19 protein-coding genes are annotated in these 20,318 nt (G+C 66.4%); 16 read left to right on the forward strand and 3 right to left on the reverse strand.

Annotated elements, in window-relative coordinates; genetic code table 11:
• Nucleotides 1-93 precede the first annotated feature (93 nt).
• Genes AC1DQR_RS08880 through crcB form a run of 4 tightly spaced genes read left to right on the forward strand, consistent with a single transcriptional unit; the run spans nt 94 to nt 2,504 of the window.
• Nucleotides 94-1,335: a molybdopterin molybdotransferase MoeA gene (locus AC1DQR_RS08880; protein ID WP_043347214.1), complete on the forward strand. Its 1,242-nt coding sequence runs from the start codon at nt 94-96 to the stop codon at nt 1,333-1,335.
• Between the two features lie 14 nt (nt 1,336-1,349).
• Complete coding sequence (gene moaD / locus AC1DQR_RS08885) at nt 1,350-1,607, forward strand: molybdopterin converting factor subunit 1 (protein WP_043347211.1); 258 nt, start codon at nt 1,350-1,352, stop codon at nt 1,605-1,607.
• A 1-nt stretch (nt 1,608) separates the two neighbouring features.
• Nucleotides 1,609-2,124, forward strand: coding sequence for a molybdopterin synthase catalytic subunit MoaE (gene moaE, locus AC1DQR_RS08890; protein ID WP_416048910.1), 516 nt, complete (start codon nt 1,609-1,611; stop codon nt 2,122-2,124).
• The gene (crcB, locus tag AC1DQR_RS08895; RefSeq protein ID WP_416048909.1) at nt 2,124-2,504 is read left to right on the forward strand and encodes a fluoride efflux transporter CrcB; all 381 of its coding nucleotides are present in this window, start codon (nt 2,124-2,126) and stop codon (nt 2,502-2,504) included. The genes moaE and crcB overlap by 1 nt, the downstream gene beginning before the upstream one ends.
• On the opposite strand, the gene AC1DQR_RS08900 is transcribed toward crcB, so the two are convergent.
• Nucleotides 2,486-3,409, reverse strand: a complete 924-nt coding sequence (locus tag AC1DQR_RS08900) for an alpha/beta fold hydrolase (RefSeq protein ID WP_477132884.1) — start codon at nt 3,407-3,409, stop codon at nt 2,486-2,488. The two genes, crcB and AC1DQR_RS08900, sit on opposite strands and share 19 nt — an antisense overlap.
• A gap of 226 nt (nt 3,410-3,635) precedes the next feature.
• Between AC1DQR_RS08900 and AC1DQR_RS08905 the strand changes: the two genes are divergently transcribed.
• The 11 genes from AC1DQR_RS08905 to clpB all read left to right on the forward strand — a co-directional run bounded on the left by AC1DQR_RS08905 (nt 3,636) and on the right by clpB (nt 17,786).
• Nucleotides 3,636-4,241 (forward strand): TetR/AcrR family transcriptional regulator, encoded by a 606-nt coding sequence (locus tag AC1DQR_RS08905; protein ID WP_150983643.1) that lies wholly within the window; start codon nt 3,636-3,638, stop codon nt 4,239-4,241.
• A complete protein-coding gene (locus tag AC1DQR_RS08910) occupies nt 4,238-5,017 on the forward strand; it encodes an enoyl-CoA hydratase/isomerase family protein (protein ID WP_416048907.1) in 780 nt (259 codons plus the stop codon). Before AC1DQR_RS08905 ends, AC1DQR_RS08910 begins: the two co-directional genes overlap by 4 nt.
• A 160-nt stretch (nt 5,018-5,177) precedes the next feature.
• Nucleotides 5,178-6,362: a substrate-binding domain-containing protein gene (locus AC1DQR_RS08915; RefSeq protein WP_416048906.1), complete on the forward strand. Its 1,185-nt coding sequence runs from the start codon at nt 5,178-5,180 to the stop codon at nt 6,360-6,362.
• Nucleotides 6,362-7,207, forward strand: coding sequence for an ABC transporter ATP-binding protein (locus tag AC1DQR_RS08920; protein WP_416048905.1), 846 nt, complete (start codon nt 6,362-6,364; stop codon nt 7,205-7,207). The genes AC1DQR_RS08915 and AC1DQR_RS08920 overlap by 1 nt, the downstream gene beginning before the upstream one ends.
• Nucleotides 7,200-7,964 carry an ABC transporter ATP-binding protein gene (locus AC1DQR_RS08925; protein WP_416048904.1) on the forward strand — a complete coding sequence of 255 codons (765 nt, stop codon included), beginning with the start codon at nt 7,200-7,202 and terminating at the stop codon, nt 7,962-7,964. The genes AC1DQR_RS08920 and AC1DQR_RS08925 overlap by 8 nt, the downstream gene beginning before the upstream one ends.
• A gap of 83 nt (nt 7,965-8,047) precedes the next feature.
• Nucleotides 8,048-9,079, forward strand: a complete 1,032-nt coding sequence (locus tag AC1DQR_RS08930; RefSeq protein ID WP_477132885.1) for a branched-chain amino acid ABC transporter permease — start codon at nt 8,048-8,050, stop codon at nt 9,077-9,079.
• A gap of 17 nt (nt 9,080-9,096) precedes the next feature.
• Nucleotides 9,097-10,173, forward strand: a complete 1,077-nt coding sequence (locus tag AC1DQR_RS08935; protein WP_043347191.1) for a branched-chain amino acid ABC transporter permease — start codon at nt 9,097-9,099, stop codon at nt 10,171-10,173.
• Nucleotides 10,174-10,236: 63 nt separating this feature from the next.
• Nucleotides 10,237-11,784 carry an acyl-CoA synthetase gene (locus AC1DQR_RS08940; RefSeq protein ID WP_416048903.1) on the forward strand — a complete coding sequence of 516 codons (1,548 nt, stop codon included), beginning with the start codon at nt 10,237-10,239 and terminating at the stop codon, nt 11,782-11,784.
• 121 nt (nt 11,785-11,905) lie between these two features.
• The gene (locus tag AC1DQR_RS08945; protein ID WP_477132886.1) at nt 11,906-14,071 is read left to right on the forward strand and encodes a D-(-)-3-hydroxybutyrate oligomer hydrolase; all 2,166 of its coding nucleotides are present in this window, start codon (nt 11,906-11,908) and stop codon (nt 14,069-14,071) included.
• Nucleotides 14,071-15,000 (forward strand): MaoC/PaaZ C-terminal domain-containing protein, encoded by a 930-nt coding sequence (locus AC1DQR_RS08950; protein WP_416048901.1) that lies wholly within the window; start codon nt 14,071-14,073, stop codon nt 14,998-15,000. The genes AC1DQR_RS08945 and AC1DQR_RS08950 overlap by 1 nt, the downstream gene beginning before the upstream one ends.
• 197 nt (nt 15,001-15,197) lie before the next feature.
• Entirely contained in the window at nt 15,198-17,786 is a 2,589-nt protein-coding gene (gene clpB, locus AC1DQR_RS08955) for an ATP-dependent chaperone ClpB (protein WP_416048900.1), read from the forward strand.
• Nucleotides 17,787-17,954: 168 nt separating this feature from the next.
• Here clpB and AC1DQR_RS08960 read toward each other — a convergent pair whose 3' ends face one another.
• Together AC1DQR_RS08960 and AC1DQR_RS08965 are read right to left on the reverse strand one after the other, a co-directional pair.
• Complete coding sequence (locus tag AC1DQR_RS08960; RefSeq protein ID WP_477132887.1) at nt 17,955-18,317, reverse strand: hypothetical protein; 363 nt, start codon at nt 18,315-18,317, stop codon at nt 17,955-17,957.
• A gap of 108 nt (nt 18,318-18,425) precedes the next feature.
• Entirely contained in the window at nt 18,426-19,067 is a 642-nt protein-coding gene (locus AC1DQR_RS08965; protein ID WP_416048898.1) for a hypothetical protein, read from the reverse strand.
• 525 nt (nt 19,068-19,592) lie between these two features.
• On the opposite strand from AC1DQR_RS08965, the gene AC1DQR_RS08970 reads away from it, so the two are divergent.
• Nucleotides 19,593-20,303 carry an RNA ligase family protein gene (locus AC1DQR_RS08970; protein WP_416048897.1) on the forward strand — a complete coding sequence of 237 codons (711 nt, stop codon included), beginning with the start codon at nt 19,593-19,595 and terminating at the stop codon, nt 20,301-20,303.
• Nucleotides 20,304-20,318 lie beyond the last annotated feature (15 nt).

Raw genomic sequence — 20,318 nt, forward strand, 5'->3', positions numbered from 1 at the left:
CGCGGGCCGTTTCCCATGGGCGCTGCATGGCCATGGGTTTGCGGCTTGACATTGCTTACGCTGACTACGCTGTCTCACTTACCCGTTTTCCTCATGACCCAAGCCGCCGCGCCCGCCCGTCCCCCCATGTTGACCATGGCCCAGGCTCTCGAAGCCTTGCTGGCCGGCGCCCGCCCGCTCGCCGAGGCTGAGCGTATCGCCACGCTCGACGCCAATGGCCGCGTGCTGGCCGCGCCGGTGTCGAGCACGCTGGACGTGCCGCCGGCTGACAACACCTCGATGGATGGCTACGCGGTGCGCAGCGCCGACCTGGCGGCGCCCGGCACGCGCCTGCGGGTGGCCCAGCGCATCCCCGCCGGCCATGTCGGCACGGCACTGGCGGCCGGCACGGCGGCGCGCATCTTTACCGGTGGGCTGATTCCGCCGGGGGCCGACGCGGTGGTCATGCAGGAGCAGTGCGTGGCGCAGGGTGAGGATGTGATCGTCAATCACACGCCGCAGCCGGGCGAGTGGATCCGCCGGGCCGGCGAGGACATTCGCGCCGGCAGCGTGATCCTGCCGGCCGGCACGCGCCTGACGCCGCAGGCGCTGGGCCTGGCGGCCTCGGTGGGGCAGGCGTCGCTAGACGTGGTGCGGCGGGTCAAGGTGGCCGTGTTCTTTACCGGCGACGAGCTCGCCATGCCGGGCGAGCCGCTCAAGCCAGGCGCCATCTACAATTCCAACCGGTTCACGCTGCGCGGGCTGCTGGAAAACCTCGGCTGCGAGGTCAGCGATTTCGGCATCGTGCCTGACACCCTGGCCGCGACGCGCGACACCCTGCGCCGGGCGGCCGAGGGGCATGACCTGATCATCACCTCGGGCGGCGTCTCGGTGGGCGAGGAAGACCATATCAAGCCGGCGGTCGAGGCCGAAGGCCGGCTCAACCTGTGGCAGATCGCTATCAAGCCGGGCAAGCCGCTGGCGTTCGGCGAGGTGGCGCGCGCTGGGCAGGCGCCGGCATTTTTCCTGGGGCTGCCGGGCAATCCAGTCTCGAGCTTCGTCACCTTCCTGCTGTTTGTGCGGCCTTTCATCCTGCGGCTGCAAGGCGTGCAGGACGTGATGCCGCGCCGGCTGCCGCTGCGTGCCGATTTCGACCTGCCCAAGGGCGACCGCCGCAACGAGTTCCTGCGCGTGCGCCTCAACCAGGCCGGCGGGCTCGATTTGTTCCCCAACCAGAGCTCGGGTGTGCTCACTTCCACGGTGTGGGGCGAGGGCCTGGTCGACAACCCGCCCAACCAGCCGATCGCGCGGGGCGATACCGTGCAGTTCATCGGCTTCGATGGCCTGCTGGCATAAGGAGCGAGACCGCCATGAACATCGAACTCCGTTTTTTTGCCAGCGTGCGCGAGCAGCTGGGCCTGGGGCAGGAGCGCGTCGCGGTGCCGGCCGAGGTGGCTACCGTGGCGGACCTGCGCCATTGGCTCGGAGCCCGCGGTGGCGCCTGGGCCGAGGTGCTGGCCGAGGGCCGTGCCTTGCGCATGGCCGTGGACCACGAGGTGGCCAGTGCAGACAGCGTGTTGGCCGAGGGCTGCGAAGTGGCGTTTTTTCCGCCCGTGACCGGAGGCTGAAATGAGCGTCAGAGTACAGCGCGAGGATTTCGACCTGGGCGCCGAGGTGACGGCACTGCGCCGCGAGCAGCCAGGCGTGGGCGCGGTGGCCAGCTTTGTTGGCACGGTGCGCGACATGAACGACGGCAGCGCGGTCAGCGCGATGGAGCTGGAGCACTATCCCGGCATGACCGAAAAGGCGCTGGCCCGGATCGAAGCGGTGGCGCGGGAGCGCTGGGCGCTGCTTGGCGTCACCATTGTGCATCGCGTTGGCCCCTTGCTGCCGCTGGACCAGATCGTGCTGGTGGCGGTAGCCTCCGCCCATCGCGGCAATGCCTTTGCCGCCTGCGAATTCATCATGGATTACCTCAAGTCGGAGGCGCCGTTCTGGAAGAAGGAGCAGACGCCGGAGGGTGCGCGCTGGGTCGACGCGCGCGTGACCGATGCGTCCGCGCTGGCGCGCTGGGGCATTCGCTCGCTCAATGCCAGCGGCGAAGGCGAGGCGGAGCCGGCGGAACCCTTGGGTCTCAAGCGCTGATGGGCGCGCTCGGTTTTGTGGCGGTCGGGGTCGGGGCCGCCGTGGGAGCCTGGCTGCGCTGGGTATTCTCTGTGCTGTGGAATGCCGCCAACCCGGCGTTGCCCTATGGGACACTGACGGCCAACCTGGTCGGCGGCTACCTGATCGGGCTGGCGGTGGGATTTTTCGGCGCGCATGCGGAGTTGTCACCCGAATGGCGCTTGCTGGCGGTGACCGGCTTCCTGGGTGGCCTGACCACGTTTTCCACGTTCTCCAGCGAAGTGGTGGGCAACCTGATGGCGGGCGATTATGGCTGGGCGGCGGTGCACCTGCTGGCGCACCTTGGCGGCTCGCTGCTGCTGACCGCGTTGGGCCTGTGGACCTATCGGCTGCTGGCCTGAGCGCCCGTTGAAGCCAATGAGCCTGACGACTCCAATGAATCCAATGACTCTAATGAGTCCAGCCACGCAAGCATCTGCGCCAGCGCGGCGTTGAAGGCGGCCGGCCGTTCCATGTGCGGGGCATGGCCGGTGCCGTCGATGGTGACAAGCTTGGCAGCCGGCTGCAGTGCCAGCGTGGCCTGTCCCACTGCCGGCGCGTAGAGGCGGCTGCGCTCCCCAACCAGATGAAACAAAGGCAGGCGAGTATGGCGCAACGCCAGGCGGTAATCCTGGCGGGCCATGTCTTCCCACAATGCGGCAAGCGCATCCGGCGCGCACTGGCGCATGATGCCGGCGATCCGGTCCGTCTCGTGCACATCGGGTTTGCTGCCGGCAGCCCATAAGCCGGCGCGCACCGAGTCGATCAGGCGCGGCCAGTCCCGGCGCACGTGCGCGGCCATGTTGGCTGCCTGCGCGGTGTCGTAGTGCGTATGCAGGCCATGCGGCCAGTCCGTCGCGCTGGCCAGCCGCGGTGTCATGTCGATGGCGCCGATTGCCGCCAGGGGCAGGGCGGGCTCACAACGCATCAACTCCCAGGCCACCATGGCGCCCATCGACCACCCAATCACCACCACGTCCCGCAATCCCAGGTACCCGATCAACCCGGCAGCGTCGGCGGCAAGCTGCGCAAGGCTGGCTTGTCCGGCGTGCGGCAGTGCAGCAGACAAGCCATGCCCGGCATGGTCCGGGGCGATCACACGATAGCCATCACGCGCCAGCGCGCGCTGGCCGTCGAACGCCTCGCCGGATAGCGACCAACCGTGCAGGAACAGCAGTGCCCGGCCATCGCCGGCCTCCCGCCAGCCGGGCCGCGAACCGGAAGCAGGGTGGCTATCGAAGGTGGGGACGGGCTCGGCATTAGTCATTGCGTGTGAAGCATCCAATGGCGATGCAGTCTGGGCATCTGGCCTGGCCACGTGCGTGGCCAAAGCTCCGGGTAAGCCATGTATTGACATACGGATCGCTAACTTTATATCATGAAACATGAATCAGTTATCATGTTTTGAGAGTCGCCGGAGGAAGCAGTTTTCGCGGTGCAATACCGCTGACTGACTGCCGTTTTCCGGTCTGACGAGCCACTGCGGAGCCCCGATGTCCCTTACCGAATCCGGCGTAAGCCAGCCCAAGACCGCGCGCGGCCAGAAGACCCGCGAAGCGCTGCTGCGCGCCGCCGAGAAAGTGTTCGGCGAGAAGGGCTATTACGTGGCTTCGATCTCCGAGATCACGCAGGAGGCAGAGGTGGCCATGGGCACCTTTTATCTCTATTTCAAGGACAAGGAAGACATCTTCCGCGCGCTGGTGCAGCACATGCTGGAACTGGTGCGGGCCCACCTGCGCAAGCACGTGGGGCCGGCGCAGACGCAGATCGAGGCCGAGCGGCTCGGGCTCAAGGCTTTCCTGTCCTTTGTGTCGCGCCACAAGAATCTGTACCGCATCGTGCTCGATTCTTACTCGGTTGACGAGACCATCTACAGCAGTTACTTCCAGGTGTTCGCGGACGTCTACAGCCGGCGCCTGGGCAAGGCCGAGGACCAGGGCGAGATCTCGCCGGGCGACGCCGAAGTGCGGGCGTGGTGCCTGATCGGCATCAGCAATTTCCTAGGCATGCGTTATGCACTGTGGAAGCGGCCGGCGTCGATGGACAAGGTGGTCGATACGGCCTTCGACATGATCTCGCACGGGCTGGCGGCGCGATGAGCGCGTTGCTGCTGGTCGAACGTGTTGGCAGCACGGCCGTGCTTCGGCTCAATCGCGCCGAGCGGCACAACAGCCTGGTGCCGGAACTGCTCGAAGCGCTGCTGGCCGCGCTGGAACGCATGGAGGCGGACCCGGAGGTGCGCGCCGTGGTGCTGAGCCATGCGGGGCGCTCGTTTTCCACGGGTGGCGATGTCGGTGCTTTTGCCGCCTTTGTGCCGCAAAGCGCGGAGTTGGCGCAGTATGCGCAGCGCCTGCTCGGCCTGCTCAACGCAGCCATCCTGCGCCTGGCGGCGCTGCGCTGCCCGGTGATCGCGGCGGTGGAGGGCTGGCTGACGGGGGGCTCACTGGGTTTGGTGCTGGCCTGCGACATGACGGTGCTGGGCGAGGGCACGCGCATTGCGCCTTACTACACCGTGTTGGGATTCAGCCCGGACGGTGGCTGGACGGCGATGCTGCCGCAGCTGATCGGCGCCGCGCGCGCGCGGGCGATCCAGCTTGAGAACACCACGCTGACGGCCAGCCAGGCCGTGGCACTGGGCCTGGCGACGCATCTCGCGCCGGCCCGCGAGGCCGAGGCGATGGCGCTGTCCCTGGCGGCCGGCCTGAAGGACAAGGTACCCGGCAGCGTGGCGCATACGCGCGCGCTGCTGCGCTGGGATGCCGATGCGCTGGCCGCTGGGCTGGAGCGCGAGCGCGTGGCGTTCGTGGCGCAGGTGACGAGCGCCGAGGCTGCGGCAGGCATGCGCCGCTTCCTTGGCGATGGGCGCACAGGCTAAGGCAGCAAACGGAAAGGCAGGACGGCAGGAAAGAGCACAGAAGCGAGCGCAGGAACGAGCGCAGGAACGAGCGCAGGAACGAGTACAGGAAAGCGAAGCAGCAACAAGCAGGCAGGATCTGCACTTGCAACGACAAGCGACACCCTCAGAGGAGACAAGAATGCAATTCAAGCACCAAGCCGTTGGCGCGATCGCACTGGCCAGCCTGCTGGCCGCCGGCGGCGCCCTTGCCAAGGACATCCGCATCGCCCACGTCTACGACAAGACCGGGGCGCTCGAGGCCTACGCCAAGCAGACCCAGACCGGGCTGATGATGGGGCTGGATTACGCCACCAACGGCACCATGATGGTCAACGGCAACAAGCTGGTGGTGATAGAGAAGGACACCCAGGGCAAGCCCGACGTGGCCAAGGCCCAGCTTGCCGCTGCATATAGTGACGATCGTGCGGATATCGCCGTGGGGCCGACGTCCTCCGGCACGGCGCTGGCGATGCTTCCGGTGGCCGAGGAGTACAAGAAGATCCTGCTGGTCGAGCCAGCCGTGGCGGATTCCATCACCGGCGAGAAATGGAACCGCTACATCTTCCGCACGGGCCGCAATTCGTCGCAGGACGCCATCTCCAACGCCGTGGCGCTGGACAAGCCCGGCGTGCAGATCGCCACCCTGGCGCAGGACTACGCCTTTGGCCGTGACGGCGTGAAGGCCTTCAAGGGCGCGCTCAAGAACGCCAAGATCGTGCACGAGGAATACCTGCCGACCAACACCACGGACTTTACCGCCGGGGCGCAGCGCTTGTTTGATTCGCTCAAGGACAAGCCGGGCCGCAAGATCATCTTCATCATCTGGGCGGGCGCCGGCAACCCGTTCAAGATTGCCGACCTCGATCCCAAGCGCTACGGCATCGAGATCGCCACCGGCGGCAATATCCTGCCCGCCATGAGCAACTACAAGAACTTCCCCGGCATGGAAGGCGCGACGTATTACTACTTCGGCATTCCCAAGAACAAGGCCAACGAGTGGCTGGTGTCCAACCACTACACCAAGTTCAAGTCGCCGCCCGATTTCTTCACCGCCGGGGGCATGACGGCTGGCATCGCGCTGGTCGAGGCGCTCAAGAAGACCAATGGCGACACCAACACCGAGAAGCTGATCGGCGCGATGGAGGGCATGTCGTTCGAGACGCCCAAGGGCAAGATGACCTTCCGCAAGGAAGACCACCAGGCGCTGCAGTCGATGTACCACTTCAAGATCAAGGTCGATCCCGCGTTCGCCTGGGGGGTGCCCGAGCTGGTCCGCGAGATCAAGCCGGAAGAAATGAACGTGCCGATCCGCAACAAGCGGTGATGACAGTGGGCGCCGCTTCCATCGATACAACGGCAGCGCTCTCGCGGGCGGTGGCGGGGCCGCCCGCGCTCGAGACGCGAGACCTCACCATCCGCTTTGGCGGCCACGTGGCGGTCAACGCGGTGTCCTGCGCGTTTCATCCCGGCGAGCTGACCTGCATCGTCGGCCCCAACGGGGCCGGCAAGACCACGTACTTCAACTTGATCTCGGGCCAGTTGCCGCCCAGCGTCGGGCAGATCCTGCTCGACGGCGAGGACGTGACGCGCCTGCCGGTGCCGCACAAGGCGCTGCGCGGCATTGGCCGCGCCTTCCAGCTGACCAGCCTGTTTCCCAATCTGTCGGTGTTCGAGAACGTGCGCCTGGCAGTGCAGTCGCGCCGGCGCATCGGGCTGGATTTGTGGAGCGTGTGGAGCGCAAACCGCGCGGTCCGCGAGCAGGCCGAGGACTGTCTCGAACGGGTGGCCCTGGCCGACAAGCGCCACCTGCCGGTGGCCTCTTTGCCGCACGGCGACCAGCGCAAGCTGGAGGTGGGCATCCTGCTGGCGCTGCAGCCGCGCATCTTCATGTTCGACGAGCCGACCGCAGGCATGAGCGTGGACGAGGTGCCGGTGATCCTCGGCCTGATCCAGGAGATCAAGCGCGACAAGAGCAAGACGGTGCTGCTGGTGGAGCACAAGATGGATGTGGTGCGCTCGCTGGCCGACCGCATCATCGTGCTGCATAACGGCAACCTGATGGCCGATGGCGATCCGGCCGAGGTGATCGCCTCGCCGATCGTGCAGCAGGCGTACCTGGGCATCGCTGCCGGCGACGAGAGCGCGCAGCAGGAGGGCAGTCATGGCTGAAGCACCGGCAGCACCCGCATTATCCCCAGCATCCGCAGCACCCATCCTGAGCCTGGATGGCGTGCAGACGCACATCGGGCCATATCACATCCTGCACGGCGTGAGCTTTGCCGTGCCGCGCGGCGGCGTGACCATGCTGCTGGGGCGCAACGGCGCGGGCAAGACCACCACGCTGCGCACCATCATGAACCTGTGGCAGGCGAGCGAAGGGCGGATCGTGTTCGACGGGGCCGACATCACGCGCCGCGGCACGCCCGCCATCGCGCAGGCCGGCATCGCCTATGTGCCGGAGAACATGAGCGTGTTCTCCGAGCTGACGGTGGCCGAGAACATGCGGCTGGCCGCGCGCAGCGGCGCGATCGACGGGCAGCGGCTTGACTGGGTGTTCCGCATGTTCCCCGCGCTGAAGATCTTCTGGCACCAGCGCGCCGGCGTGCTGTCCGGCGGGCAGAAGCAGATGCTGTCGGTGGCGCGCGCCATCATCGAGCCGCGCAAGCTGCTGATCGTGGACGAGCCGACCAAGGGCCTGGCGCCGGCCATCATCCAGAACATGATCACGGTGTTCCGCGAGCTCAAGCGGACGGACGTATCGATCCTGCTGGTGGAGCAGAACTTCCACATGGCCAAGTCGGTGGGGGATACCGTTGCCGTGATGGATGACGGGCGCGTGGTGCATACGGGAACGATGGCAGCGCTGGCGGGGGACGAAAGCCTGCAGCAGCGGCTGCTCGGTTTGTCGCTGGCGGCGCACCAGTAGCGCGCATCAGCGCGCATCGATAGCGGCCAGCAGGACAAGACACATAACAAGACACATAACAAGATATCGTCAGGACCGAGACAATGGCGAGTACAAGCTCCTTACCCACCACCCCGGCGACACCGGCCGATCTGCCCAAGGTCGGGCTCGACTGGACCCCGCTGGCGCTGGCGCCGCTGCTGATGCTGCTGGCCTATCCCTTGATCGGCAGCGGTTCGACCTGGCTTACGCTGACCATCGCCGGCCTTGCCATGGGCATGATCGTGTTCGTGGTGTCGTCGGGCCTGACGCTGGTGTTTGGGCTGATGGACGTGCTCAACTTCGGGCATGGCGCGTTTATCGCGTTGGGAGCCTATGTGGCGGCATCCGTGCTGCTGCCGCTGGGCGCCTGGGTCGAGGCAGACAGCCTGTGGCTCAACCTGGCGGTGTTTGGCCTGGCCATCCTGGCCGCGATGGCGGCGGCGGGCGCCATTGGCTTCCTGTTCGAGCGCATCGTGGTGCGTCCGGTCTACGGCCAGCACCTCAAGCAGATCCTGATCACCATGGGCGGCATGATCGTGGCCGAGCAGCTGATCAAGGCGATCTGGGGTGCTGAGACCATCGCGCTGCAGGTGCCCACCACCTTCCGCGGCGCGGTGCTGCTGGGCGATGCGGCCATCGAGAAGTACCGGCTCATCGCCGTGGTGCTCGGGCTGGTGATCTTTATCTCCATGGTGCTGGTGCTCAACCGCACGCGCATCGGCCTGCTGATCCGGGCCGGCGTGGAGAACCGCGAGATGGTGGAGTCGCTCGGCTACCGCATCCGGCTCTTGTTCATTGGCGTGTTCGTGGTGGGGGCGGGGCTGGCCGGCATGGGCGGCGTGCTGTGGGGGCTGTACCAGCAGAACATTACCGCGTCCATCGGGGCCCAGGTCAATGTGCTGATCTTTATCGTGATCATCATCGGCGGGCTCGGCTCCACCACAGGCTGCTTTGTCGGCGCCTTGCTGGTGGGCCTGATGGCCAACTACACCGGCTTCCTGTTTCCCAAGGTGGCGCTGTTCTCGAACATCCTGCTGATGGTGATGATCCTGCTGTGGCGTCCGCAGGGCCTTTACCCGGTAGCCAAGCGCTGAGCGCCTAGGAAAAAACCATGACCCGACTGCTTTCCGGCGACCTGCCACGAAGCCGCGTGCTGACCGTGATCCTGGTGGCCATGCTGCTGGCGCTGGCGTGCGCGCCTTTCCTGTTTCCTGGTGCGCGCGCGCTCAATATGGCGGCCAAGATCTGCATCTTCGTGGTGCTGGTGGCCAGCTACGACCTGTTGCTCGGCTATACCGGCATCGTCTCCTTTGCCCACACCATGTTTTTCGGCATTGGCGGCTATGGCGTGGCGATCGCCATGTCGCGGCTGGAGCCGGGGTGGGGCGCGCTGGCGCTTGGCACGTTGGGCGCGCTGCTGGTGTCGATGCTGCTGGCCTTCCTGATCGGGCTGTTCTCGCTGCGGGTCAGGGCGATCTTCTTTGCCATGATCACGCTGGCGGTGGCCACGGCCTTTGCCACGCTGGTGTCGCAGCTCTCCGAGTGGACCGGCGGCGAGGATGGCATCAGCTTCAAGGTGCCGGAGGTGTTCACGCCGGGCTTTTCGCTGGGCGACGCCGAGTGGCTTGGCGTGCCGCTCAACGGCAAGCTGTTTTCGTATTACTTCGTGTTTGCGAGCGCGCTGGTGTTGTTCCTGTTGCTGCTGCGCGTGGTGAACTCGCCGTTCGGCCGGGTGCTGCAGGCGATTCGCGAGAACGATTTCCGGGCCGAGGCCATCGGCTACCGCACCGTGGTGTACCGTACCGTATCCACCGTGCTGTCGGCCGGGTTTGCCACGCTGGCCGGGGTGCTGATGGCGCTCTGGCTGCGCTACAACGGCCCGGACACCTCGTTGTCCTTCGAGATCATGGTCGACATCCTGCTGATCGTGGTGATCGGTGGCATGGGCACGCTGTACGGCGCGCTGATCGGCACCACGCTGTTCCTGGTGGCGCAGACCTACCTGCAGGACGTGATGAAGCTGGCGAGCGATGCCACCGCGGCGATCCCGCTGCTGTCGGGGCTGCTGCATCCGGACCGCTGGCTGCTGTGGCTCGGCCTGTTGTTTATCCTCAGCGTGTATTACTTCCCGCAAGGCATCGTCGGGCGGCTGCGCGGCGATCGCGCCGAGCACGAGGTGGCGTCGTAGACCTGCATGCAATAAAAAGGCTAGCAAGATAACAAGAACACCCACAAGCGGAGATCCCAGACCATGTACGTAGTCGACTGGCTGCACAAGAATGCCCTGCATACGCCGGACAAAGTCGCCCTGGTTGACGTGGAGAGCGGCCGCACGGTGACCTACCGGCAGTTCGACGAGCGCGCCAGCCGCTTCGCGGAATACCTGGGCGAGCGCTTGGGGCTGGCGCCCGGGGCACGCGTGGCCGTGCTGGCCCACAACAGCTCGGACTATTTCGAGATGCTCTATGGCTGCGCCAAGGCCGGCATGGTGATGGTCTGCCTGAACTGGCGGCTGGCGGCCGCGGAGCTGCTGCCGATCCTGCGCGACTGCTCGCCCGACGTGCTGGTGGCCGGTGATGGCTTTCTTGCCACCGCCGCCGCGCTGGCCGACACCTTGCCGCTGCGCGCGGTTTTGCACCTGGCCGACGACGAGAGCGCGGACGTGCCGGGTGGCTGGACCGAGTACGAAGCGATGCTGGCGGGTAGTTCCGGGCGCGTCATCGAGATGCCGTGCCGCGACGAGCGCGAGGTCTGGCACCTGCTTTACACCTCGGGCACCACGGGACGGCCCAAGGGCGTGATCCAGACCTACGGCATGGTGTTCTTCAACGCCGTCAACGCCATGCTGGCCAACAAGATCACGCGCGACGACGTGTTCCTGAACGTGCTGCCGTTCTTCCATACCGGCGGGCTGAACCTGTACGCCAATCCCGTGCTGCATGCCGGCGGCACCGTGCACATCATGCGGCAGTTCGACGCCGAGGTGACGCTGCGCAAGCTCGATGCCAATGCCGGGGAGGGCATCACCATGTTCTTCGCTGTGCCCGCGGTCTACCTGTTCCTGAGCCAGCATGCCGGCTTCGCGGCGGCGGATTTTTCCCGCGTGCGCAATATGTCCGCGGGCGGCTCCGCGGTGCCGCGGCCGCTGCTGGAGGCCTACCTGGCCAAGGGCGTGACCATCTGCTTCGGCTTTGGCATGACCGAGACCGGGCCAACCGTGTTCGTGTGCGACGAAGCCACGGCGCGCCGCAAGATCGGCACCATCGGCAAGCCGGTCGGCTCCATGCTGACGCGGGTGGTGGATCCACAGGGCCGCGACGTGGCGCCCGGCGAGCGTGGCGAGCTGCTGATCAAGGGGCCGGGCGTCACGCCCGGCTACTGGAACCTGCGGGAGGCCACCGAGGCCGCCATCCGTGGCGGCTGGCTGTATTCGGGCGATATCGCTTACATGGACGAGGAGGGCGACTACTACATCGTCGACCGCGCCAAGGACATGTTTATCTCCGGCGGTGAGAACGTCTACCCGGCCGAAGTGGAGAATGTGCTGTTTCAGCTTGCTGCCGTATCCGAGGCCGCCGTCATCGGCGTGCCCGATGCGCGCTGGGGCGAGGTCGGCATGGCGCTGGTGGTAGCAAAGCCCGGCATGGCGCTCGATGCCGAAGGCGTGCTCGCGCATTGCCGCGCCGCGCTGGCAAGCTACAAGGTGCCGCGCCACGTGCGGATGATCGAGGCGCTGCCGCGCACGCCGTCGGGCAAGGTGGAAAAGCACAAGCTGCGCGCGCGCTTCCAGTCGCAGTGAGGGCGGCGCGCCGTGTGAAGTCATGCAGTGGCTGTCTCGTGAAATTCTCGTTTCTGTCGTTTCTGTATTGCGTTCCGATCGATCCAGCATGCCGGGCCGGCATGCAATAAGGGGGCACAACATGTTGCGCGGACTTGCAGGGCATAGCGATTTGACCAGATACGGCGTGCGCCTGGCGCTGGCAGGGGCGGCGGGCTTGTTGCTGGCGGCGTGCGGCTCGGGCGATAACAACACCAGCAGCGGCAATACCAATCCCAATACCAAGCCGGCCAATATCGGCACGGTCACGATCAAGACCTACGACGGCAACACGGACGATCTGCTCACTGCTGGCCTCGGCAAGGACGGCCTGGGCTCCGCCACCGCGCCGTTGCCGCTGAACCCGGCCGCGCCCACCGCGGCCGAGCTGCGCCGCTACGCCATCTACACCAACTACCGCGCGCTGGTGGATACCACGGCGGGCGGTGGCTATGGCTCGCTGTACGGCCCCAATGTGGACGCGCAAGGCAACATCACGACGGGGCAGGGCAAGGTCGCCGGGCGCGAGTACCTGGCCTTCTCCGACGATGGCAGCGGCCAGCAGAACGTAACCATGCTGGTGCAGATTCCCGACAGCTTCAATGTGGCCAAGCCGTGCCTGATCACTGCCACGTCGTCCGGCTCGCGCGGCGTCTATGGCGCGATCTCCACCGGCGAGTGGGCACTCAAGCGCGGCTGCGCCGTCGCCTATACGGACAAAGGCACCGGCGCCGCGCCGCACGACCTGGACACCGACACCGTTGCGCTGATCGACGGCACGCGCGCCAGCCGCGCCGCGGCCGGCGCCAACGCGCAGTTTGCCGCCCCGTTCCCCAACACCAGCCTGGCCGCGTTCAATGCGCTGGCGCCGCACCGGCTGGCGTTCAAGCACGCGCATTCGCAGCGCAACCCCGAGAAGGACTGGGGCACGTTCACGCTGCAGGCCGCCAGTTTCGCCATCTGGGCCATCAACGACCGCTTTGGCAACGTGGCCACCGATGGCACGCGCCAGCGCAGCCTGGGCCCGGACAAGGTCGTGGTGATCGCGTCCAGCGTGTCCAACGGCGGCGGCGCGGCGATTGCCGCGGCGGAGCAGGACACCCAGGGCCTGATCGACGGCGTGGCCGTGGGCGAGCCGAACCTCAACCTGCCCAGCAACACGGGCGTCACCGTCACCCGTGGCGGCGTGCCGGTCAGCCTGTCCGGGCGCCTGCTGTACGACTACACCACCACGGCCAACCTGCTGCAGCTCTGCACCTCACAGGCGACCGCGCTGGTGAATGCGCCGGGTGTGGCGCTGTACGCGCTGCCCACCGTCGGGCTGGCGCAGCCGGCGCTCAACCGCTGCCAGTCGCTGGCCAACGCGGGCCTGGTGACCGGGCCGGATGCCGCCAGCCAGTCCGCCAGCGCGTTGCAGGCGCTGCACGCCTTTGGCTGGGAAGCCGAGTCCGATGCGCTCCATCCGTCGCTTGCCCTGTTCGAGGTGGCCAATGCGGTCTCGGTGACCTTTGCCAACGCGCTCGCGCGGGCCGGCGTGGCGGATCGCTTGTGCGGCTTCAGCTTTGCCGCGACCGGCACGGCAGTCCTGACGCCGGCGGCGATCGCGCCGGCTACGCTCAACGTCCTGTACGCGACTGGCAATGGCGTGCCGCCGGCGGCCGGCGTGCAGCTGATCAACGACAACAATCCCGGCGGCCCGCTGCGCGACATCTATTCCCAGTCGCCGAGCAACAATGTGGCCGACGCCAACCTCGACGGCGCGCGCTGCCTGCGCGGGCTGCTTACCGGCACCGGCGCGCAGGCCCAGGCGCTGCAAGCGGGCCTGGCCCAGACGCTGCGCTCGGGCAACCTGCACGGCAAGCCGGCCATCATCGTGCATGGCCGCAGCGATGCGCTGCTGCCGGTCAACCATACGTCGCGGCCTTATCTCGGCTACAACCGGCTCCAGGAGGGCAGCGCCAGCAAGCTGTCCTATATGGAAGTCACCAATGGCCAGCATTTCGACAGTTTCATCGGCGCGGTAGCGGGCTACGACAACCGCTTCATCCCGCTCCACGTCTACCTGAACCGGGCGCTCGACGCGGTCTACGACAACCTCGCCAACGGCCGCGCGCTGCCACCCTCGCAGGTGGTGCGCACGGTCGCGCGCGGTGGCACCGCGTCGCCGGCACCCGCCATCTTGCCCACCAATCTGCCGCCGTTCGCCGCAACGCCCGCTGATGCGGACCGGATCACGGTCAACGGCAGCACCGTAGAGGTACCCAACTGATGAAGGCATCCCGCCCACGCGTTCTGACGCAAGAAGATTTCGACCGCTTCGCCTCGCTCTCGCGCGATGACAACCCCATCCACTGCGATCCGGCGTTCGCGCGCACGACGCATTTTGGCGCCACGGTCGCGCATGGCATGTTCCTGTTCTCGCTGCTGTGCGCGCAGATGCAGCGCAGCAACCCCCGGCCGGTGCTGCCCATCGCGCAAACGCTGATGTTCCCGCGTCCCACCTTTGTCGGCGACGGTGTGGCCGCCGTGCTGGTGTTGAACGAAACGCCCGGGCGGGACCGGATCGCGCTGGACACGTCGGTGCGCTGCGTGCAGCGTGGCCGCAACCGCACGCCCGTCACGGATGAGCAGATAACGGCACATGGCGACGCGGTGCTGCTGGTCGACGCCAGCGCGGAATCGCTGGCCGAGGCCCAGCGCCAGGATGCCGACGAAGTTGCGCAATCCGCCGGGCAGCTTGTGGGGCAGCCAGCGGGCGACCGTACGCTCTATCACCTGAGCGTGGGCCAGGAGGCTTCGGCGGTACGCAGCTTCAGCGCGGGCGATATCGATGAATACGTGGCGTTGACTGACGATGGCAATGCGTTTTATACCGACCCGGTGTTCGCCCACAGCCGTGGCTTCGAGGGCACCATCGTGCCGCTGCCATTGCTGGCCGGGATGTTCTCGGATCTGCTGGGCACGCGCTTGCCGGGCCGCGGCACCGGCTGGATGAAGCAGTCGCTGCGGCTGCGCTCGCCCGCGCGGCTGGGCGAGCTGCTGACCGCATCGGTGCGCATCGTGCGCCTGCGCGGCGACAAGGACCTGGTCAACCTGGCCACGGTGGTCACCGGCGACGATGGCCGCGTGGTGCTGGCCGGGGAGGCGCTGGTGCTGGTGCGCAACCTGGAAGACAAGCGGTCGCTGGCGGCCGCCTGAAGCCGCGTGGGTGGCCAAGGTGCAACGTATTTCCTGCGCCACATCAAGGGCCGTGCAGTCAGGCCTTGAAATGCACGCGCAAAGCCTTATCTTTCGATCAGACACCAGTGTCCGGCCCGCGTGGCGGGATCGGCAGGCCGGGGCGCAAGCGCCTTGCCTACCGCATCGGGCACTCATCCGAAAAAGAGGGCTCCTAAATGCGACTTGACAAACTGACTACCCGATTCCAGGAAGCGCTGGCCGATGCCCAGAGCCTGGCGATCGGCAACGATAACCAATACATCGACCCGCTGCACGTGCTGCGCGCCTTGCTGGCGCAGAACGACGGCGCCGCCCGTGCGCTGCTGGCGCGTGCCGGCGTCAACGTCGGCGGCCTGACCACCGCGCTGGATGCCGCCATCAAGCGCCTGCCGCAGGTGCAAGGCACCAGCGAGGTCCAGGTCGGGCGCGAACTCAGCGCGCTGTTCAACGCCACCGAGAAAGAGGCCATCAAGCGCGGCGACCAGTTCATCGCCAGCGAGCTGTTCCTGCTCGCGGTGGCCGATGACAAGGGCGAGGCCGGCCGCATCGCGCGTGAAAACGGCCTCTCGCGCAAATCGCTCGAGACCGCCATCGAAGCCGTGCGCGGCGGCGATTCGGTCAACAGCGCCGACGCCGAAACCCAGCGCGAAGCGCTGAAAAAGTACACGGTGGATCTCACTGAGCGCGCCCGCATCGGCAAGCTCGACCCCGTGATCGGCCGTGACGACGAAATCCGCCGCACCATCCAGATCCTGCAGCGCCGCACCAAGAACAATCCGGTGCTGATTGGCGAGCCGGGCGTGGGCAAGACCGCCATCGTGGAAGGCCTGGCCCAGCGCATCGTCAACGGCGAAGTGCCGGAAAGCCTCAAGAGCAAGCGCGTGCTGGTGCTCGACATGGCTGGGCTGCTGGCTGGCGCCAAGTACCGCGGCGAGTTCGAGGAACGGCTCAAGGCCGTGCTGTCGGACATCGCCAAGGACGAAGGGCAGACCATCGTCTTTATCGATGAGCTGCACACCATGGTCGGCGCCGGCAAGGCCGAGGGCGCGATCGACGCCGGCAACATGCTCAAGCCGGCTCTCGCGCGCGGYGAGCTGCATTGCATCGGCGCCACCACGCTGGACGAGTACCGCAAGTACATCGAGAAGGAYGCCGCGCTGGAGCGCCGCTTCCAGAAGGTGCTGGTCGACGAACCCAGCGTGGAGGCCACCATCGCCATCCTGCGCGGCTTGCAAGAGAAGTACGAGCTGCACCATGGCGTGGAGATCACCGACCCGGCCATCGTCGCGGCGGCGGAGCTGTCGCATCGCTATATCACCGACCGCTTCCTGCCCGACAAGGCCATCGACCTGATCGACGAAGCCGGCGCGCGCATCAAGATGGAAATCGACTCCAAACCGGAGGTGATGGACAAGCTCGAGCGCCGCACCATCCAGCTCAAGATCGAGCGTGAGGCCGTCAAGCGGGAAACCGACGAGGCGTCGAAGAAGCGGCTCGAACTGATCGAGCAGGAAATCGGCCGCCTGGAGAAGGAATACGCTGACCTCGAAGAGATCTGGAAGGCCGAGAAGGGTGCCGCCCAGGGCGCAGCCGCGCTCAAGGAAGAGATCGACAAGATTCGCCTGGAGATCACGCGCCTGCAGCGCGAAGGCAAGCTCGACAAGGTGGCGGAGCTGCAGTACGGCAAGCTGCCGGAACTGGAAGGCAAGCTCAAGGCCGCCACGGCCGCCGAAGCCAGCGAGCAGAAGCAGCCCAACAAGCTGCTGCGCACGCAGGTGGGCGCCGAGGAGATCGCCGAAGTGGTGAGCCGCGCGACCGGCATTCCGGTGTCCCGGATGATGCAGGGCGAGCGCGAGAAGCTGATCCGGATGGAGGACTACCTGCACCGCCGCGTGGTGGGCCAGGACGAGGCCGTGCGCCTGGTGTCGGACGCCATCCGCCGCTCGCGCGCCGGCCTGTCAGACGAGAACAAGCCCTACGGCTCGTTCCTGTTCCTCGGCCCCACCGGGGTGGGCAAGACCGAACTGTGCAAGGCGCTGGCCGAGTTCCTGTTCGATTCGCAGGACCACCTGATCCGTATCGACATGAGCGAGTTCATGGAGAAGCACAGCGTGAGCCGGCTGATCGGCGCGCCGCCGGGATACGTGGGCTATGAAGAGGGCGGTTACCTGACCGAGGCCGTGCGCCGCAAGCCGTACAGCGTGATCCTGCTCGACGAAGTCGAGAAGGCCCACCCGGACGTCTTCAACGTGCTGCTGCAGGTGCTGGACGACGGCCGCCTGACCGACGGCCAGGGCCGCACGGTGGACTTCAAGAACACGGTGATCGTGATGACCTCGAACCTGGGATCGCACATCATCCAGGCAATGACCGGCGAGCCGCACGAAGCGGTCAAGGGCGCGGTATGGCAGGAAGTGAAGACGCATTTCCGGCCCGAGTTCCTGAACCGTATCGACGAGGTGGTGGTGTTCCATTCGCTCGACCAGCAGCATATCGAGTCGATCGCCCGCATCCAGCTGGAGCGGCTGACGGCACGGCTGGCGCGCATGGACATGACGCTGGAGGTGAGCGAAGCCGCGCTGGCCAAGATCGCCAGCGCTGGCTACGATCCGGTGTTCGGGGCGCGTCCGCTCAAGCGTGCGATCCAGCAGCAGATCGAGAACCCGGTGGCGCGTCTCATCCTCGAAGGCAAGTTCGCCGCCAAGGATGTGGTGCCGGTGGATTACCAGGATGGGGAGTACACCTTCGGCCCGAAGGGCCACTGAGGCACGGCACTACCACGGCAGTACGCCAGAACGAAAAACCGCCCCTTTGCCGGGGCGGTTTTTCTTTGTAATCAACGTTAATAAAATGCGGTCCGGGCCGTTGCATCCGCGCCACCCTCGGGTCACGCCTGCATCACATGTATCACATGCATCCCGGAGATGCGCTCGTCAGCGCCGGTAGGGGTGATGGTAGGCATACCAGTCGCGGCGGCCCCACCAGCGCCGTCCATCCCAGTAGCGCTCACCGTGCCACCCGATCACCACCGCCGGCGCCACCACCAATGGCGGCCCATATCCGACATAACCGGGAGGGGGCCCATAGACCGGAGCCGGCGCAGGATAGGCCGCGGGCGGCGGGGGGGCGGGATAGGCGGGCGGCGCCTGATACACGGGCGCGGGGTAGGCCGGCGCCACCACCACCGGCGCAGGCACGCCGACGTTCAGGTCCACATCGACGCGTGCCAATGCGGGCTGGGCGAGCGCCAGGACAAATGCGCCAAGCCCCAGCGCGTAGAAGTTACCTTGCTGCATGTCGATCCTCATCTTGCAGTCGCAATAAGCTGACTCTAGCCATGCCGCCGCACTGCAGGGGATTACAACTGTAACGATATTTCACGGCGTGCCGGACGCAAGGGGGCATCAGGCCGAGCGCTCGTTGGTGAGGCGGTACAGGGGCATCAGTTCCCGGACGCAAGCGTCCGAGGCCGATTTGCTTTCCACCCTGATTGCACGGGTCACGGCATCCTTGACCCGGCGCAGCCCGCCCTGCTCAAGGAAGGCCTTCAATGCGGGGTTCTCCATGAAGCGGTTGAATTCGAGCAGGTCGGCACCCGTAATGCCGGCTTCAGCGATCTCCTTGCCCGACAGCGCCGCCTCCTTGGTCTTGCGCCCGACCGGCGAGCCCAGCAAGCGCGCCAGCCGCATCGCCAGTCCGGCATCCTGGATCTCCGGTGCCAGCGCGGGCCGGACTGCCGCCTCGACCACCTCGGGCGAGAGCTTCGCGCGGGCGCATTGCGTGTAGCGCTCTCTGGGGATGGGCCCGATTTTCGCCGGCAGCCTGGCAAAGGCCTGGTCCAGGCCAGCGGCAAGGATGGCGCCGACGTCAAACGCACGGATCAGCGCCGTGACCGCTTCATCGTAAGTCGGGGGAAACAACTGGGGCGGCTCCGTCGGACGCTCTTCGATGCTTAGCGTGGGTTGCTCGGCCTGGGGCGCCGCCCAGCCGTCGTGGCTGAGGCCGAGTGCCAGCGCCAGTGCGGCTGCCAGAAGTATCGCCGGCAAGATCGGCGGCTTCCCGATCGGTAGTGGGGCCGCAACGCCATGGGTAACCTTGCCAAGGGAAGCGGCAAGCCCTGGTTGAGCGCATCGGGGACAGTCGTTCATGTTTTGCGCCGGCTCGTCTGGGTAACTCCTGCGGATTATGCCGGGATTGGGCGCGCACGGCCCGCCCGTGCCACGCTGCAAAGCGCCAATCGGGCCGCAGGTCCGGGCGCATGTCGTGTGGAAAACGAGCAACGCGCGATTTACGCGCCCGCGCCGCCTGTGTAATATCCGGCACCTGCACGCTTGTGCAGTTGATCGTTCACCCCTTGTTCCTGGAGAGTAAAGTGCCCCGCACGTCCGCCATCACCCGCTGATGCCGACGACACCTGCACACGCAGCGTGCCGATGGCGCGCCCGCGCTCTTCGCCTGCTGTGCTTGCCTCAAGCGCTTACGCTGTCCCAGGCCTGAGTTGCCTGCCGGGGCACCGCCAATGCCACCACGCGCCATCCCATCGTCGGCTCCAATCTTTTCTGGAGTTCGAAATGACGATGCAAGAACCCGAAGTGCTTCGGGAAACCAACCCTGCCGACCCGCTAGCCGATCGCGTGAAATATCCGCGCACGCTGCATTTGCCGTGGTCGCCAGGACTTAGCGACGATGACCGGAGGATCGAGTCCCTGGATGCCTTCCAGGGCTGCCGCGTGATTGTCACGTCCAAGATGGACGGAGAAAACACCTCGCTCTACCGCACGGGCATGCACGCCAGGAGCCTGGACAGCCGCCATCATCCAAGCCGTGACTGGCTCAAGGGATTCTGGGGCGCAATGCGCATGGATATTCCGCAGGGTTGGCGAGTCTGCGGCGAGAATCTGTTCGCCACGCATTCGATCCGTTACCGGGAACTGGCTTCGTTCTTCCTCGGGTTCTCGATCTGGAACGCGCGTAACGTATGCCTCGGTTGGGATGAAACGCTGGAGTGGTTTGCCTTGCTCGGTATCGAGCCGGTGCCGGTGCTTTACGACGGCGTGTTCGACGCCGCGGCGATCCAGGCCCTATGGAGCGAACGCGAGCGTGAGCGGATGGAGGGCTATGTGGTCCGGATCGCGGGCGCGTTCCCCTATGCCGGCTTCAGGCGCTGCGTGGCGAAGTTCGTGCGCAGCGGGCATGTGCAGACGGACGCGCACTGGATGCACAACCACGCGTTCGAGCAGAACCACATGCGTGAACACGCAGGAGAGCCGCAATGGAAATGACCGAACTGTTGACCG

The organism is Cupriavidus sp. 05L411, assembly GCF_056398045.1.